This window comes from Candidatus Centipeda massiliensis, from assembly GCF_900290285.1.
GTDB lineage: Bacteria > Bacillota > Negativicutes > Selenomonadales > Selenomonadaceae > Centipeda > Centipeda massiliensis.
The window spans coordinates 1,148,077-1,164,382 of record NZ_LT985754.1 but is presented as its reverse complement, the minus strand read 5'-3'; the positions used below and the strand labels follow the sequence as shown (position 1 = coordinate 1,164,382).

Below are 16,306 nucleotides of genomic sequence, written 5' to 3'. Positions count from 1 at the left end.
TAACATGTTTTGCATTGTGTAGTTTTCAGGGTACATCCTGCGCCATTCAGAGGCTTTCAGCGTTTTTCTCCGCTTTCGTTGCCCTCATCGGCGCGACTGTCATAATATAACACAGCCTGCTAAATCCGTCAAGCACTTTTTTCAATCTTTTTTGCTTTTCTTCTGCAGAGAGGGTTCGATCCCTACAGGCTGTAAGTAAAATTAAGTTCTGTACGCGCGGCAAGAAGTGGTGCAGCGGCATCTTTCTCCGAGAGAACGACGGGAGGGATTGGCCACTCCACGCCAATCTCTGGATCGTCCCAACGGATGTTTCCATCGCAGTCGGGTGCATAGAGGTTATCCGCCTTGTACTGCACCTCGACATCATCGGTCAATGTGATGAAGCCATGTGCAAAGCCGCGCGGAATGAAGAGCTGCCGATAATTCTCAGCCGTGAGCTCCACGCCGACCCATTTTGCATAGGTCGGCGAGCCGCGCCGAATGTCGACAGCAACGTCGAAGATTGCACCGCGTGAGACGCGCAGGAGTTTTGCCTGTGCCATGGGGTTCAGCTGATAGTGCAGACCGCGCAGCGTCCCCTTCTGTGCGGAAAAGGAATGATTATCCTGCACAAAGTCAACGAAAATGCCTGCGTCCTCCATCTTCTTTTTTGACCAGCTCTCCATGAACCAGCCGCGTGCATCACCAAATACTTGAGGCTCGAGGATGCGGACACCCGCAAGCGCCGTTTCAATCACGTTCATATACGCTCCCTATACGTCCTTGATGAGTCGTTTCAAATAAACGCCATACTCGTTCTTCGCCAAGGGTTCGGCGAGGCGAAGCACCTGCTCGGCATCGATGTAGCCCATGCGGTAGGCAATCTCCTCGATGCAGGAGATCTTCAGTCCCTGCCGCGCCTGGATGGTCTGAACGAATGTCGCCGCCGAGAGAAGGGACTCATGCGTTCCCGTGTCGAGCCACGCATAGCCGCGCCGCAGGCGCTCAACGCGCAGCTTGCCCGCCGCGAGATATACCTTGTTCACGTCGGTGATCTCAAGCTCGCCGCGTGCCGAGGGGCGAATGCCGCGCGCAATCTCGACGATGTCACTGTCATAGAAGTACAGCCCTGTGACGGCGTAGTTCGACTTCGGCTCTTTGGGCTTTTCCTCAAGTGTGAGTGCATTTCCGTTCTCATCAAAGGAAACGACACCGTAGCGTTCAGGGTCGGACACGTAGTAGGCGAACACGGTCGCGCCGTCGTCGCTGCGCACAGTGCGCTGCAGAACCTGCGCAAAATCGGAGCCGTAAAAGATGTTGTCGCCAAGTACGAGCGCGCAGCCCTCCCCCGCAATAAAGTCTGCGCCGATGATGAACGCCTGTGCGAGGCCGTCGGGGCTTGGCTGCACGGCATACGAAATGGAGATGCCGAGCTGACTGCCGTCCCCGAGCAGTGACTGATAAAGTGCGTTGTCGTCCGGTGTGGTGATAATGAGGATGTCCCGAATCCCTGCAAGCATCAGCGTGCTCAGTGGGTAGTAGATCATCGGTTTGTCATAGATCGGCATAAGCTGCTTCGATACGACCTTTGTCAGCGGATAGAGCCGCGTCCCGGATCCTCCCGCAAGGATAATTCCCTTCTGAATCATTCCGTCACCTCTCTGCATTTTCTTTTTATTTTACGGCGTTTCACGATATAAGGCAAGCAAAACCTACTACAAAAAGGATCTGTCTCCATATTTGGTAAATAGAGATTGAAGAATCTCTCCTTCCGATATATAATCAACGCTGACGCGCAAAGACGCAAATGCTGTCTGCTATAGGAGAACGATATGATGACTTCCATGAATTTCGCTGTGGGCGAGCCATTTCCACTGCCCGTGCTTGCACAGGCGGACGGCGGAATGTTTCAGGTCGACAAGAACGGCATGATGTTCCTGCTCCAGCTCTCACGCACGGATGCGATTGCCGTTGAGGCGTTTCGCACGGGTGAGATCGAGCTGGCTGTGACGGAGGTGGACGGCGTTCTCTTCCTTCTCTACCGCATTGACGGTATTTTCAAGGACGGCTGGGGCGACGCACCGCTCTCCCTCTCTCTCGTAAAGGAAGAACTGCTTCCCGACGAAGAGAGTCTTGCCGATCCGACCATTCATCTCTACCTCGTCGATACGAACTTAAAGATTCTGCTTGCGCAGCGAACGGCAAGCGTACCTGAGGAGTTCGCAGAGATGATACGCAAAAATGTACGCGCACAGATGGCTGCACCACCTTCGGCGCTTGCATTTCAGAAAAAGGTCGCTGCCATCTGGGCGGAAAAATCCGCTGCCGATCTGCGTGCGATGGCATCGGCAGCGCATACATTGCCTATGGCGCTTGAGAATGCCAAACTGCACTGAAAAGGGCACCTCTTCCAGCAAGCAGCGGAAGGGGTGCCCTTTTTTACGAAACGTAGTACACGCGATTTGCGCGGCGTGCAGACGGCTTCGGCAGGTCGCCATCGGCGTAGCCGAGCGCACAATGTCCGACACCGATATAGTCGCCCTCAATACCTATCTTTTTCAGCAGTTCCTTGTAGTAAGGCTCCTCAAACGCCTCTTTTGCTCGATTGATCCAGATCGTCCCAAGACCAAGCGCATGTCCCGCGAGCATGAGGTTGCCGAGAACAAGGCTGCCGTCCTCAACAGGTGTATGCCCCTCCTTCGGTGCGAGCACCATGAGAATGACGGGGGCACCGTAGAAGGGATCAAAGCCTTCCTTCCAGCCACCAATGCGGCAGTTATCACGTGCGATCTGCTCCCTGAGCGCGGGGTTCGTCACGGCAACAATGATGGCTTCCTGTTTTCCCTTTCCACTGGCAGCGTAGAGTCCCGCCTCGATTACCTCATCAATAAGCTTCTGCGGTACGGCATCCGGCTTAAATTTCCGAATGCTGCGGCGTTCGATGATGTCTTTGACTGTGGTGTTCATACGGTTCGTCTCCTTCCAATGATTTCTTTTACAATACGAGCGACCAATGCTGTCCGTGCAAACGGTGTGATGATGTAATATCCGTCGATATACGGCTCAATATCCTTTGCAATTTCGAGCGACAGCTTCACGGCAAGTTCCTCTGCTTCCACACGGTCAAGTCCGTGATAGGCGTTTATGATACGCTCCTCAACGTGAATGCCGGAGATTTCGCTGTCCATAAAGCGCGCGTTGCGCTCGCTGACGACGGGCATAATGCCGCCGAGGATGAGTGCGCCCGGCAAGGTATCGCGTGCTGTACGCAGGTTCTCCTTTGCCCGTGTGCTCAGAACAGGCTGTGTGAAGAACCCAACAATGCCTGCCTCCACTTTTTTCTTCGCAAGCCCGAGCTGGGACGGAAAATGTGCGGCGTTGACATTGAGCGCTCCGAATACGTGGAACGGTACGACATCACCACGCTCGCCCAGATTCTTGATGAATGTGGACAGCTTGCGCGAGTTGAACTGATAGACGCTCTTTACCTCGTCGCGCTCCGCCGTCGGGATCGGATCGCCCGTAATCGCGATCATATTGTGGATGCCCTCGGCACTCAGCCCGAGGAGGATGGACTTGATGGCGTTAAGGTTGCGGTCACGGCAGGTCATGTGCGGAATCGGTTCGAGTCCGAGGCTGCGGTAAACACGCCCCGCAAGCATCGCCGCATCCATACGCGCACGTGCAATGGGGTTGTCCGCAATCGTAATGGCGTGAACGCCCGCCTCCTTTAATTCCTGCGCTCCTGCCATGAATTTATCCGCATTGCCGGTCTCCGGCGGATCCAGTTCGACAGCAATGGGTATTTTTCCCGTTTGCAGCGCCTCAAAAAAAAGGCTGCGTACGGGCACAAGTTCTGTGCGCTTCTGCTGGACGTGCGCCCCCTCAGCCGCAGTTCCGCCTTCAAGCGCCTTGCACAGCGCGTGAATATACTCCGGTGTCGTACCGCAGCAGCCACCGACGATAGCGACCCCCTCGCGCACAAGGGCGGCAAGCCCCTCACCGAAGTAGTCCGGAGCACTCTCGTAGAAGGTGCGCCCGTCAACAATGATCGGATGCCCTGCATTCGGCATGAGGGAAAGCGGCAGAGGGCATGTCCCGATGATGTGTACGAGTTCCTTCATCGCCTGAACGCCGCTGACACAGTTAAAGCCGACCGCATCAATATATCCGCTCGACGCTGCCTCGCGCACAAGTTCCTCCACAAAGAAACCGTCGCGCGTATAGCCCCCGGAGAATGCGGAGAACGATGTCAGGACAAACGCATCAGGCACAACCTGCTTGATATGTGCCGCTGTCTCGACCAGCCCCTCTGTGGAGGAGTTGGTCTCAAAGAGGAAGTTCTTTGCTCCGAGTGCAAGAAAGGTATCGACAAGAAATCGGTATTCCTCGGCGATGTCTGCGGGCGGCAGCCCCGTAACAGGGCCGATGTCAGCAAAGATATATGCGCCAAACGGCTCTGCGGCGCGCGTGGCAAGCTCCCAACCTGCTTGCAGAATCCCCTGCACGAGTGCCTCTTCGCCCTGATAGACGATGCGGTTCGCTGCAAATGTATTGGTCTTGATTGCCTGTGCGCCTGCACGCAGGTATTCCGTATGGATCGCCTCTACAACGAGCGGCGTTTCAACGTTGGCAAGTTCCACGCCCTTGCCGCGCGTATGCGTCTTTTGAGCATAATAGGTACCCATGCCGCCATCAAAGATGAGCGGCTCTTTCTTTATATGTTCCCGTATATCCACGCGCTCCTGCGCCATATTCATAAGCCTCCTTGCTGCCAGTCGCTACCCCAATACGCGGCGTGCGATCTCGACAATGCTGCGCGCATCTCCCGCGTAGTAGTCCGCGCCGATCTCCTTCGCATAGTCCTCGGTCAGCACAGCCCCGCCGACAACGGTCTCACAGGGATGCCCTGCCTCGTGCAGTGCCTCAATGGTCTTTTTCATCGCCGTGACCGTCGTCGTCATGAGCGCCGAAAGCCCGATCAGTCCGACCTTCTTTTCAATGGCGACCTCCACAACGCGCTGGATGGGCACATCACGACCGAGATCGATGATCTGGTAGCCGTAGTTCTCGAGGACGACCTTCACAATGTTCTTGCCGATGTCGTGGATATCCCCCTCCACCGTCGCGAGGATGATTTTTCCCTTTGAGACGCCCTGCCCTTCCTCGGCGAGGCGTACTTTGATGAGTTCAAGCCCCGCCGTTGCCGCATTCGCCGCATTGATGAGCTGCGGCAGGAAGATGATCTCCTTCTCGTAGCGGTCGCCCACGATGTCAAGTGCGGGGATGACCTTCTCCTGTATGATCTCCATCGGCGCCATCTCCGTGAGGAGTTTGCGCGTAATGCGCTCCGCATCGTCGCTGAGTCCGCGAATGATCGCATCCATCAGGGGGTCAACCTCGCCCGCACTGTCCGCTGCGGCAGTCTGTACCGCCCCCGCCGCCTCATCGCCCGTAATGCCGAGTTCCTTGCGGCGGCGCATCTCCGCCTGCTCGGGAGCAAAACGCTCGATGTAGGCGGCGCAGTCCACATCCTCCCCCGACACCGCGCGGAAGGATACGACAGCATCCATGACGCCCTTCGTGTTCGGATTGATGATCGGGAAATCCAGCCCGACGTGCATCGCCTGTATGAGGAAGTTCTCCGTCATGTGTCCGCGCGCGGGCAGTCCGAACGAAATATTGCTGACGCCGAGCGCGCAGTGGAGTCCGAGGCGCTCATGCACCTCGCGCACGGCGCGCAGGGTCTCCATCGCCTGCTCCTGCTGTGCCGAGACGGTGAGTGTCAGGCAGTCGATGATGATGTCCTCGCGGTCAAGGCCGTACTTTTCTGCCTCCGCGACAATGTGCTCAGCGATGGCAACGCGCTGTGCTGCCGTCTCTGGGAGTCCGCGCTCATCCATCGCGAGACCGAGCACCGCCGCGCCGTAGTGTTTTGCAAGCGGGAAGATGGCATCCATGCGCTCGCGCTCGCCGCTGACTGAGTTGATGATGACGCGCCCGTTTGTCACGCGCAGCGCCGCCTCAATCACCTTTGGATTCGCCGAGTCGATCTGGAGCGGCAGGTCGACAACGCTCTGTACCGCCTTGACAACGTACGGAATGATCTTTTCTTCGTCCACGCCCTGTGCGCCGACGTTGATATCAAGCACCTGCGCCCCCGCCTCCTGCTGCGAGATGGCAAGCTTCTTGATGTAGCCGTAGTCCTCCTCGAGGAGCGCCTGTTGGAGGCGCTTCTTGCCCGTCGGGTTGATGCGCTCGCCGATGACGTTGAGCTTGCCGTACTCCGCAACGCGCCCCGGAGAGGCGACTCCCTTGCGCTTCTTCCGCACGGGGCGCTCCGACGCGCCGCCCGCGACAGCAGTCGAAAGTGCACGGATAAAGTCGGGGGTCGTGCCGCAGCAGCCGCCCATGATAACGGCACCGCGCCGCGCGAATTCCATCATCTCACGCCCGAAGTCCTCCGCCGTCATCTCGTACGCGCCCGTGCGCGGGTCAGGAAGACCTGCGTTCGGCTTTACAATGATCGGCAGATCCGTCCACTCCATGAATTCATCTACAATCGGGACAAGCTCCACGGGACCGAGCGAGCAGTTGACGCCAAGCGCCGCAACGCCGAGTGCGTCGAGCGTGACCGCAACGGATGGGACGGCTGCGCCGAGGAAGGTGCGCCCGTTCTGCTCGAACGTCATCGTCACCCAGATCGGCAGCTTCGTATGCTCCTTTGCCGCCAGCACCGCCGCCTTGACCTCATAGAGGTCGGTCAGCGTCTCAAAGATCACGAGGTCGGCACCCGCCTCCTCGCCCGCAGTCACCATCTCGCGGAAAAGCTCGTAGGCATCCTCAAACGAGAGCGTGCCGAGCGGCTCAACCAGTTCCCCGATGGGGCCGATGTCGAGTGCGACACGTACCCCAGTGATGCCGGAGTTCTCTGCTGCGCGGCGCGCAGTCGCGACATTCGCAGCAATCACCTCGGCCACCGTCTTTCCCGTGCCGACGAGCTTGTGTCCGTTTGCGCCAAAGGTATTGCTGTAGATGATGCGGCTGCCCGCCGCGATGTAGTTGCGGTGAACCTCCTCGATCACATTGGGATGCTCCATGCCGAAGAGTTCGGGGCGCTCCCCCGGCGCAAGTCCGCGTGCCTGCAGCTCCGTTCCCATGCCCCCGTCCAGTATAATGATATCGTTCATTCCATATCTCCCATATTTTTCATACCGCTATTGTGTTTTTGCCCCTTCCCTGCACCTGCGTCCTGCCTTGCGGAACGGACAGTTGCGGAACATGAGGCAGTGCTCACAGTCGGGCGGCCGATGCGGCTGCGGCGTGCGCGCAATCCCCATGATCGCCGTCACGGACTTGCGCGGCACCATGATCGTGGTCGGCGTCAGCGAGACGCCGACACGCCGCGTCATGTCGAGCAGTGCAAAGAATTTCGGCTGCTCCGAGATTGGCAGGTCACCGTAGCCGGGGCTGAACCGATCCGTCAGATAGCGCCCCTCCGCCTCGACGGCACTGCGCATATCGCTCTCGAAGTTGTTGCATATATTCTCGATCGCCGTACTCGCGCACGCGTCCATGATCACGGAGTCAGCGGCATTTGTCACCTCATAGCGCATCATCAGCCGCTCGACACCGGAGCCGAGCGTTGCACCGAAGAGCACCGCCTCCTCACACGGTGCGAGCATCTGCGGGATATCCTTGCCCGCAAAGGTCACGCCGAGCACGGCGCCGTCCACAAGCGGTGCCTGCCGATACGTGAGGCGCGGCGTCGCTGCGGCGAGCACCTCATCCGTACAGCGCTTGATCTGCGCCGCAATCTCCTCCGTCAGCTCCTGCCCGCGGAATCCAAGATACTTTAGAATTTCGTTCATATTCAGCGTCGTAAAACGCGGTTCAAACATAACCTCTCCTATTTCGTTGCCAGCGAACCATATAATACACAGGATAAGAGATTATATCACATTCGTGCAGTCCCCACAAATACACTTTTGTCATATAACGATATGTGTGCTATAATACTGCCCTGTCATTTTCTTGCAAAATTCTTTTTCAAGGGGGAAATGGAATGATCAAAGAAGCAATCAAAAAGGTCGTGGGCAAGCAAGATCTCACCTACGTCGAAGCATACGCGGTCATGAACGAGATCATGTCGGGCGAAACCACGGCAGTCGAGAACGCCGCCTATCTCGCGGCGCTGTCCACAAAGAGCAGCGGCATGGAGACCATCGCAGAGATCTCCGGCTCTGCGGCGGCCATGCGCGAGCATGCGGAGCGCGTAGAGCACGATATGGACGTCATCGACATCGTCGGCACGGGCGGCGATCACTCCGGCAGCATCAACGTTTCGACGACTGCCTCGTTCCTTGCGGCGGCGGCAGGACTCAAGGTCTGCAAGCACGGCAACCGCGCTGCATCCTCATGGAGCGGCACGGCGGACTGCCTCGAGGCACTCGGTGTAAACATTGACCAGTCACCCGAAAAAGTCCGCGAGGAACTGGCTGCCGTCGGCATGGCGTTTCTCTTCGCTCAGCGCTATCATCAGTCCATGAAGCACGTCGGGGCAATTCGCCGCGAACTGGGCATCCGTACGGTGTTCAATATTCTGGGACCGCTCACGAATCCCTCGCGTCCTTCCTATATGCTCCTCGGCGTCTACGGTGAGCATCTACTGCGCCCGCTCGCAAAGGTACTGCCGGATCTCGGGATCAAGCGTGCACTCATCGTTCACGGAACGGACGGCATGGATGAGATCTCCGTCGGCGCACCGACGAAGATTTACGAAATCACGAACGGTGCGGAGAGCGCATACGAGATCCGCCCCGAGGACTTCGGCATCAGCCTCGCATCCAAGGAAGCGATTCGCGGCGGCAAGCCCGACGAGAACGCTGCCGTCACGCGCGGCATCCTCAGCGGCGAGATCACGGACGCACGCGCGGATGTCTGCCTTCTGAACGCAGGTGCCGCCATCTACATCGGCGGTGCCGCCCCCTCCATCGCGGACGGCATCGCGGCAGCTCGTCAGACCATCACGGATGGCACGGCGCTCAAAAAACTTGAGGATTTCATCAAGATCTCCCATTAAGGAAGCACTGATAAATTCAGCACTGCCATCTTGGCACATCTTTTCCGCCCTCTCTTCGTCGACAAATCCTCCACATAGCCTCTGCTATGCGTCCGGTTTATCTCCTTGACAGGACGAAAAATCTGTACCAATCTGACAGACTTCATTTTATCAGCGATTCCTAAAACGAAAGGAGTTTGCATCTATGCAGACACTCGAACATCTCAGTAATTTTGTCTCTCGCTACATGGCATTATTCGTCATTCTCATCGCGGGTATTTCACTCTTCCAACCATGGACATTTATTTGGGCGGTTCCCTGGATCACAATTCTGCTCGGCATTGTCATGTTCGGCATGGGTATGACACTGCGCTTTGAGGACTTTAAGCTCGTCCTGCAGCGTCCGCGCGACGTGTTCATTGGCACAGTCGCGCAGTTCGGCATTATGCCGCTCCTTGCTTGGGCGTTGGCACACGCCTTCTCACTCCCGCCCGAGCTTGCGGCGGGCGTCATCCTCGTCGGCACCTGCCCCGGCGGCACCTCGTCCAACGTCATGACCTATCTCGCACGCGGCGATGTGGCGCTCTCCGTCTCCATGACGATGGCATCCACCATCCTCGCCCCGATCATGACCCCGCTTCTCACACTCTGGCTGGCAGGTCAGTGGATTGACATACCGGCGGGGAAAATGATGATCTCCATCGCGCAGGTCGTCATTGCACCGATCCTCCTCGGCATCCTCATCAATCATTTCTTTGAACGCCCCGTACAAAAAGTAGTCAAGGTACTCCCGCTCATCTCGGTCATTGCCATCGTTCTCATCGTCGGTGGTGTCGTCGCGGCAAATGCGGGGCGTATCATCGAAACGGGCGCACTCATCATGCTCGTCGTCATGTGCCACAATCTCCTCGGTTATGCACTCGGCTTTGTCGTCGCAAAGGTACTGCGTATGGACATCGCAAAGGTCAAGGCAGTCTCCATCGAGGTCGGCATGCAGAACTCGGGACTTGCGACCTCCTTGGCTCTCCTCCACTTCGGTGCGGCGGCTGCGATCCCGGGCGCACTCTTCAGCGTCTGGCACAACATATCAGGGTCACTGGCTGCAAACTACCTATCCAGTCGCATGAAAAAATCCGACTGACGAAATTTTTACAAATAAATCCTCCAAAATCCTTAGGACTTTTGGAGGATTTATTTCATTTGTGTTGAATTATATTTATCTGAAAAGAAGCGTTCTGCGCTTCCCATGATATCCATGATACATTACTAGAGAGGTGACGGAATGAAACTAAAGTCAAAGATGCTCCTGTGGATTGGAACGCCGCTCGTCGTGATTTTTACCGCGATGGCAGTGTTCTCCTACTGGGAAGCAAGCGACATGATCGAAAAAGCTACGGAACGCGAGATGCGGGCGCTCTCGGAGTTCCATGCCGAGGAGGTCAACCGCATGGTCGAGGGACCGAAGGGGATCCTCGAGGGCATTGGTCGTGTATGGTCGACGAATATACCGACAGATGAGCGTTTTCTTGAAACAGCCAAGGACTTCACTTCACGCCCAGACATTGATTCCATCTATATGGGGTTCCCGCGCGAGACAAACCGCCCCTTCCTCTACAGCGAGGAGGGAATCGTACCACTGAACGAGTTCGACGCAACGAGCCGTCCATGGTACAAACTCGCCGAATCCAAGGAGGGCGTACAGCTCAACGAGGTCTCCACGAACGAGCGCACCGGAAAGTCGACGCTTGCCCTGAGCCGCGCCATCCGTCACGAAGGGCAGCTGCTCGCCGTTATGGGGCTCGAGACCAATTTCTCCGACATTCAGAATATCGTCGCAAAGATCAAGATCCGCGAGCACGGTGCTGCCTTCCTCCTCGATGAGCAGGGACGCTTCATCTACCACTCTTCGCTCGGACTCAATGACAATGTGCACGCACAAGGCGAGGAAGACGCGCGCCGCCTCCTCTCAAAGGAGCCTATTTTCTTTACCAACACATACGCAGGTGTTGAGAATTACTACGCCGTCCATCCGGTCGGCACAACGGGTTGGTCTCTCGTTCTCTTCGTACCGAAGGACGAAGTGCTCGCCGATGTGAACAATCTCAAGTGGGCAATGATCGTTGGGCTCATCGTTTCCCTCGCCCTGATCGGCGGTCTTCTCTACAAGATTTCCGACTCGATTGCGGGACCGCTTGAGAATATGGCAGGGGCAGCGCAGGAGGTTGCAAAGGGAAATCTTGGCATCGTCCCGCCCCAGATGGATCGCGACGATGAGATCGGGCAGCTCCACAACTCCCTGCTCACCATGGTCAAAAATCTGCGCGAACTCATCCAAAAAACAGCGCAGACCTCCGAGCAGCTCGCCGCGGCCTCCGAGGAGCTGACCGCTTCGGCAGATCAATCAGCGCAGGGTGCGCAGAGCGCAGCCGAGGCGATCGTCAAGATCACAGGCAGTACGGTGGAACAGAACGAAGTCGTCGACCAGTCCTTTAAGACCGTCGATGGCATTACCCATGCGATCAACGACATCACAAAGGGGATCTCAGACGTCTCTGCCGCTACCCACCGCGCCGAAACAGCAACGGTAGAGGGACAACAAGGGCTTGGCATCGCCGTCAAGGGGATGGACGTGCTCAATCAGAGTGCACAGGATGTTTCCGATGCCGTCACCGCACTCTACGAGAGTTCCAAGCGCATCTCCGAGATCGTCGAGATGATCACCGAAATCGCCGGACAGACGAATCTCCTTGCACTCAACGCAGCCATCGAGGCGGCACGCGCGGGAGAACAGGGACGTGGCTTCGCCGTTGTCGCCGAGGAAGTCAGAAAGCTCGCCGAGCAGTCCGAAACGGCAGCGCAGGAGATCACAGGTCTCATCACCGAAAACGCAAACCGTATTGAAGACACGTTCAAGGTCATGCAGCAGCAGAAGGAACACGTCGGTGAGGGCGTCAAGCAGGTCAATCAGGCGGGTGAGCAGTTTGATCGCATTGCTGGCGTTGTAAGCGAGCTCACCGAAAAAGTGGATGCGATCCTGAAGAGTACCGAGGGCATCAAGGCGGGCAGTGAGAACATGATGAACTCCGTCGAGGCTGTTCAGAAAGTCTCGAACGCCGTCCACACGGAGGCAGAAAATGTTTCTGCCGTCTCTGAGGAGCAGGCAGCCTCCATGCAGGAGATTGCGGCATCCAGTCAGACACTGGCGCAGCTTGCACAGGATCTGCAGCGGATCGTCGGGGGCTTTAAGCTCTAAAGAAGTACAGGAAGCACTGATAAATTCAGACACGCCATCTTGACGCATCTTTTTTGCCCGCACTGTGTCGACAAATCCTCCACATAGCCCCTGCTATGCGTCCGGTTTGTCTCCTTGTTCGGACGAAAAAATCTACGCCAATTTGACGGACTTCATTTTATCAGCGATTCCTACAGAATATATTTTAGGGGCAGTTATACGATGCACTCGTACAACTGCCCCGTGTTTTTTGCACAAAATTAAGGCTGCTGCACGTTTGTTTCGTGCAGCAGCCCCCTGAAGTTTCCCTTACTCCGCTGTGAACGGAAGAAGCGCAATGTTGCGCGCGCGCTTGATCGCAAGCGTCACCTGACGCTGATGCTTCGCGCAGTTGCCGGAAATACGGCGCGGCAGGATCTTGCCGCGCTCCGTCGTGAAGCGACGCAGCTTTGCGGCGTCCTTATAGTCGATATGATCCACCTTGTCCACGCAGAACGAGCAGACCTTACGACGAGGCTTGCGGCCTCGATCTCGTTTCATCATTTCGCTGTCCCTCCTTATTACGGGATGTGCTGAGCATCAACTGCTCAGAATGGAATGTCGTCGTCAGGAATCACGGGACCCATCATATCCGGTGCAGCACCGCCAGCGGCAGGTGCTGCGCTGCGCCCCATCGGCGCATCATAGCTACCCGATGAGCCACCGGCATTCTTCGAATCGAGAAACTCCACATTGTCCGCCACAACATCCGTCGCATACTTGCGCTGTCCGTCATTGCCGTCGTAGCTGCGCACTTGAATGCGCCCCTCAACGCCGACGCGGCGCCCCTTTGTCAAATTGTTTCCGCAGATCTCGGCAAGTTTTTCCCAGCAGGTGACGGGAATGAAGTCCGCCGTCTGCTGACCTTCCTGCTGAGCTGCCCGCGAAAAGCGACGATCAACCGCGATCGTGAAGCGGCAAAACGCCTTGCCGCTCTGTGTATAGCGAATCTCAGGGTCGCGCGCAAGGCGACCGATCAATATGACTCTGTTCATCGGTTTCTCTCTCCTGCATGGATTCCCGTCAGTCGATTATTCCTCGACGCCGTCCGCACGGACGATCATGTGCTTCAAAAGCTCGTCCGTGATCTTCATCACGCGGTCGCACTCGGCGACGCAGGCGGGCTCTGCATTGACGTACAGCAGAACGTAGTATCCTTCTGTGTTGTCCTTGATCTCATAGGCGAGGCGCTTCTTACCCCAGCGATCCTCTTTCTCGATCTTACCGCCATTTGCCTGAATGAGCTTCGTGAACTTCTCGATGACGGCGTTTGTCGCTTCTTCCTCCATCGGCTTCACAATAAATATGACTTCGTACAATCTCACGAAATCACCTCCTCTTCGGTCTATGGCCGCCCCTATCGGAACGGCAGAGTTAATCCTATGCGAGCGCGCACGAAAGAAGCACACGCTCACGCGACAAGAAACAGTATAACATGTTTGAAGACGGCGCGCAAGGGTTTTCGAGAGATTTGCATAAGGAAACGCTGATAAAACACGATCCATAAGACTCATGTTACCCACAGGCATAAATTCTACAGTTCCCGATTCATTCTTTTGTATTCTTTCGTCATGTGGTTCTGCGAGTTTTTTGCAATGCGATAATCCACCTCTTAAAGGACGGAAGTTTTCTGATTTCCGTGCGCTTTTCCACACCGGATATCCCGAAACACCATAAACAATATGATTATCTTCGCAAACCAGCGCATGGGGTTGGGTAATGTCGTGCACGTTGGCAGTTATTGGTGTAGTCGTATGAACATAGCCTGTTCCGTCATCGCACCAAAATGGACCTTCATGCCGAAGTACCGCTGTTTCCCCTGCTTCGTAAAGTGCATCTCAAGGGCACGCGACCTCGTTGCATTCTTGGTCGAACTCGGTGTATGAATGATCGTTATGTCCACAATCGTACTGCCGTACATGATGAGTCCTGAAGCGTCCAGCCGCTGTTTCACATTATCGAATATCTTGTGGGCGATGTCGGATTTTTCGAGCAGGTGACGAAAGTGCAGGAATGTTGTGGCATCGGGTGGATGAGTGCCATCCATTCGTTCCAAGGAATGATGGATTCCATGGCTTCCAAAAAGGCTTCACGCCGTGTTATCCCCTTTTGGTTTTCGTATTCCATCTCCGTAAAGATCTACTGTACCATGATGTTGCCTCTCTCCCTCGTCGTGTGGCAGTTTCCTTTATTGTAATTTGCAAGGAAGAGGCATACAAAAGAATTTATCAGCGATTCTTTAGGCGTCCTGTTTCAATCCAGGCGCTCCATGCGGGGCGCAACCCCGAGCATTCGGAGCAGTGATCTTTCAACGTATGTTTCAATCCACGCACCCCGTGCGGGGCGCGACGAACGTGTTCCTTAAATCGCCGCAGCCGTTCCTTGTTTCAATCCACGCGCCCCGTGCGGGGCGCGACCATTTATTTTATGTTATCCTCTAGTCAAGAAAAGTTTCAATCCACGCGCCCCGTGCGGGGCGCGACCCTATATCCCTTATCGGGTTACTTTTTTATAGCAGTTTCAATCCACGCGCCCCGTGCGGGGCGCGACAGTTCGAGCCGCACATGATAAGTCTGCCGCCGGGGTTTCAATCCACGCGCCCCGTGCGGGGCGCGACTGCGGAGGAGCGCGAGATCATCCGTTACTTTTTGTTTCAATCCACGCGCCCCGTGCGGGGCGCGACCGTGCACAGGCGGAATACGTCGTGCCACATCTGCGTTTCAATCCACGCGCCCCGTGCGGGGCGCGACAACCGTTCGCCTATGCGGCGGGCGTGTTCGGCTGGTTTCAATCCACGCGCCCCGTGCGGGGCGCGACCATGCAGCCGCCTCCTTCTTCTTATCCTTAACAGTTTCAATCCACGCGCCCCGTGCGGGGCGCGACCATCTGCGGTTCTGCAAGTCGTTGACCACGACTTGTTTCAATCCACGCGCCCCGTGCGGGGTACGACGACAAGGGGTTTCAGGATACGGGCGTTGTGATGGTTTCAATCCACGCGCCCCGTGCGGGGCGCGACTCCTCTCGGTGCTGCGGCGCGTGGCAGGTAGCACGTTTCAATCCACGCGCCCCGTACGGGGCGCGACTCAGTCGCCATTTGCTCGTATCTCCGCCATCATGTTTCAATCCACGCGCCCCGTACGGGGCGCGACCCCGCTTCTGGCCGCATTACAGGAGATTTTAGATGTTTCAATCCACGCGCCCCGTACGGGGCGCGACTGCGGATCGCAGACGCTACCAAGCTAGATGCCGGTTTCAATCCACGCGCCCCGTACGGGGCGCGACCAGCCGTGCAGATTCTGCCTTTGCGTTCTTAATGTTTCAATCCACGCGCCCCGTACGGGGCGCGACTTCCGTGCGATTATCGCCAATCCGCCTTTTTCTGTGTTTCAATCCACGCGCCCCGTACGGGGCGCGACTTTATCGTCAAGTTTTATGTCAACCAGTGATACGTTTCAATCCACGCGCCCCGTACGGGGCGCGACCGGGCAGTCCCGCCGTGGTGTTTACGGGGGGAAGTTTCAATCCACGCGCCCCGTACGGGGCGCGACTCGGAGCAATCGCACCGCTCCTCGGAAATCTTGAGTTTCAATCCACGCGCCCCGTACGGGGCGCGACTTTCCGTAGCAGTTACCTGCTGCGTCGCAAACGTACGTTTCAATCCACGCGCCCCGTACGGGGCGCGACAGGCGTGGAGGTAATAGACAATGACACTCGATCAAGTTTCAATCCACGCGCCCCGTACGGGGCGCGACACACAAAAACTAAACAGAAAGCTACATTATATAGAGTTTCAATCCACGCGCCCCGTACGGGGCGCGACGTTATGCGGAATCTGATAGCGTAATTGTTTCACGTGTTTCAATCCACGCGCCCCGTACGGGGCGCGACGTCCATTCTACGACGGATATGGAGCTTCTTGGGGGTTTCAATCCACGCGCCCCGTACGGGGCGCGACCAAGGATGAGCGCCAGATCGCACGGGATCTCGAGTTTCAA

16 protein-coding genes, 1 pseudogene and 1 CRISPR repeat array (1 of these 18 cut by a window edge) are annotated in these 16,306 nt (G+C 56.7%); of the genes and pseudogenes, 4 read left to right on the top strand and 13 right to left on the bottom strand.

Translation table 11 applies throughout. From position 1 onward, the window contains the following. Nucleotides 1-182 precede the first annotated feature (182 nt). Complete coding sequence (gene rfbC / locus C8273_RS05610) at nucleotides 183-743, bottom strand: dTDP-4-dehydrorhamnose 3,5-epimerase (protein ID WP_106626759.1); 561 nt, start codon at nucleotides 741-743, stop codon at nucleotides 183-185. A gap of 9 nt (nucleotides 744-752) precedes the next feature. After that, nucleotides 753-1,628: a glucose-1-phosphate thymidylyltransferase RfbA gene (rfbA, locus tag C8273_RS05605; protein WP_106626758.1), complete on the bottom strand. Its 876-nt coding sequence runs from the start codon at nucleotides 1,626-1,628 to the stop codon at nucleotides 753-755. A gap of 183 nt (nucleotides 1,629-1,811) precedes the next feature. Between rfbA and C8273_RS05600 the strand changes: the two genes are divergently transcribed. After that, nucleotides 1,812-2,375: a hypothetical protein gene (locus C8273_RS05600; RefSeq protein WP_106626757.1), complete on the top strand. Its 564-nt coding sequence runs from the start codon at nucleotides 1,812-1,814 to the stop codon at nucleotides 2,373-2,375. A gap of 43 nt (nucleotides 2,376-2,418) precedes the next feature. Here the strand turns inward: C8273_RS05600 and C8273_RS05595 are convergent, their stop codons facing one another. The 4 genes from C8273_RS05595 to C8273_RS05580 are packed head-to-tail and all read right to left on the bottom strand — an operon-like array spanning nucleotide 2,419 to nucleotide 7,880. Next, on the bottom strand, nucleotides 2,419-2,946 hold the full coding sequence (locus tag C8273_RS05595) for a nitroreductase (protein ID WP_106626756.1): 528 nt from the start codon (nucleotides 2,944-2,946) through the stop codon (nucleotides 2,419-2,421). Further along, the gene (locus tag C8273_RS05590) at nucleotides 2,943-4,733 is read right to left on the bottom strand and encodes a bifunctional homocysteine S-methyltransferase/methylenetetrahydrofolate reductase (protein WP_106626755.1); all 1,791 of its coding nucleotides are present in this window, start codon (nucleotides 4,731-4,733) and stop codon (nucleotides 2,943-2,945) included. The genes C8273_RS05595 and C8273_RS05590 overlap by 4 nt, the downstream gene beginning before the upstream one ends. A 27-nt stretch (nucleotides 4,734-4,760) precedes the next feature. Then, nucleotides 4,761-7,169: a homocysteine S-methyltransferase family protein gene (locus C8273_RS05585; RefSeq protein ID WP_106626754.1), complete on the bottom strand. Its 2,409-nt coding sequence runs from the start codon at nucleotides 7,167-7,169 to the stop codon at nucleotides 4,761-4,763. A 27-nt stretch (nucleotides 7,170-7,196) separates the two neighbouring features. After that, the gene (locus tag C8273_RS05580; RefSeq protein WP_106626753.1) at nucleotides 7,197-7,880 is read right to left on the bottom strand and encodes a vitamin B12 dependent-methionine synthase activation domain-containing protein; all 684 of its coding nucleotides are present in this window, start codon (nucleotides 7,878-7,880) and stop codon (nucleotides 7,197-7,199) included. A gap of 164 nt (nucleotides 7,881-8,044) precedes the next feature. Between C8273_RS05580 and trpD the strand changes: the two genes are divergently transcribed. Then, nucleotides 8,045-9,061 (top strand): anthranilate phosphoribosyltransferase, encoded by a 1,017-nt coding sequence (trpD, locus tag C8273_RS05575; RefSeq protein WP_106626752.1) that lies wholly within the window; start codon nucleotides 8,045-8,047, stop codon nucleotides 9,059-9,061. On the opposite strand, the gene C8273_RS13110 is transcribed toward trpD, so the two are convergent. Beyond that, a complete protein-coding gene (locus C8273_RS13110) occupies nucleotides 9,058-9,207 on the bottom strand; it encodes a secretion protein HlyD (protein WP_234343862.1) in 150 nt (49 codons plus the stop codon). The two genes, trpD and C8273_RS13110, sit on opposite strands and share 4 nt — an antisense overlap. 38 nt (nucleotides 9,208-9,245) lie before the next feature. Here C8273_RS13110 and C8273_RS05565 point away from each other — a divergent pair, with 38 nt between their 5' ends. Further along, the gene (locus C8273_RS05565) at nucleotides 9,246-10,181 is read left to right on the top strand and encodes a bile acid:sodium symporter family protein (protein WP_106626751.1); all 936 of its coding nucleotides are present in this window, start codon (nucleotides 9,246-9,248) and stop codon (nucleotides 10,179-10,181) included. Between the two features lie 141 nt (nucleotides 10,182-10,322). Beyond that, nucleotides 10,323-12,293: a methyl-accepting chemotaxis protein gene (locus C8273_RS05560; protein WP_106626750.1), complete on the top strand. Its 1,971-nt coding sequence runs from the start codon at nucleotides 10,323-10,325 to the stop codon at nucleotides 12,291-12,293. Here C8273_RS05560 and C8273_RS13105 read toward each other — a convergent pair. The 6 genes and pseudogenes from C8273_RS13105 to C8273_RS13095 all read right to left on the bottom strand — a co-directional run bounded on the left by C8273_RS13105 (nucleotide 12,290) and on the right by C8273_RS13095 (nucleotide 14,438). Further along, a pseudogene (locus C8273_RS13105) lies at nucleotides 12,290-12,449 on the bottom strand (secretion protein HlyD). The gene C8273_RS05560 and the pseudogene C8273_RS13105 overlap by 4 nt on opposite strands. Nucleotides 12,450-12,581: 132 nt before the next feature. After that, nucleotides 12,582-12,815, bottom strand: coding sequence for a 30S ribosomal protein S18 (gene rpsR, locus C8273_RS05550; protein WP_006306231.1), 234 nt, complete (start codon nucleotides 12,813-12,815; stop codon nucleotides 12,582-12,584). Nucleotides 12,816-12,859: 44 nt separating this feature from the next. Further along, nucleotides 12,860-13,306 carry a single-stranded DNA-binding protein gene (locus C8273_RS05545; RefSeq protein ID WP_106626749.1) on the bottom strand — a complete coding sequence of 149 codons (447 nt, stop codon included), beginning with the start codon at nucleotides 13,304-13,306 and terminating at the stop codon, nucleotides 12,860-12,862. A 36-nt stretch (nucleotides 13,307-13,342) separates the two neighbouring features. Further along, nucleotides 13,343-13,636: a 30S ribosomal protein S6 gene (gene rpsF, locus C8273_RS05540; protein ID WP_021685852.1), complete on the bottom strand. Its 294-nt coding sequence runs from the start codon at nucleotides 13,634-13,636 to the stop codon at nucleotides 13,343-13,345. A gap of 413 nt (nucleotides 13,637-14,049) precedes the next feature. Beyond that, nucleotides 14,050-14,265: a hypothetical protein gene (locus C8273_RS13100; protein ID WP_234343859.1), complete on the bottom strand. Its 216-nt coding sequence runs from the start codon at nucleotides 14,263-14,265 to the stop codon at nucleotides 14,050-14,052. Then, on the bottom strand, nucleotides 14,262-14,438 hold the full coding sequence (locus C8273_RS13095) for a hypothetical protein (protein WP_234343856.1): 177 nt from the start codon (nucleotides 14,436-14,438) through the stop codon (nucleotides 14,262-14,264). Before C8273_RS13095 ends, C8273_RS13100 begins: the two co-directional genes overlap by 4 nt. Before the next feature lie 123 nt (nucleotides 14,439-14,561). Continuing rightward, nucleotides 14,562-16,306: a CRISPR direct-repeat array (repeat unit 33 nt; unit sequence GTTTCAATCCACGCGCCCCGTACGGGGCGCGAC) (it continues 1,406 nt past the right edge of the window).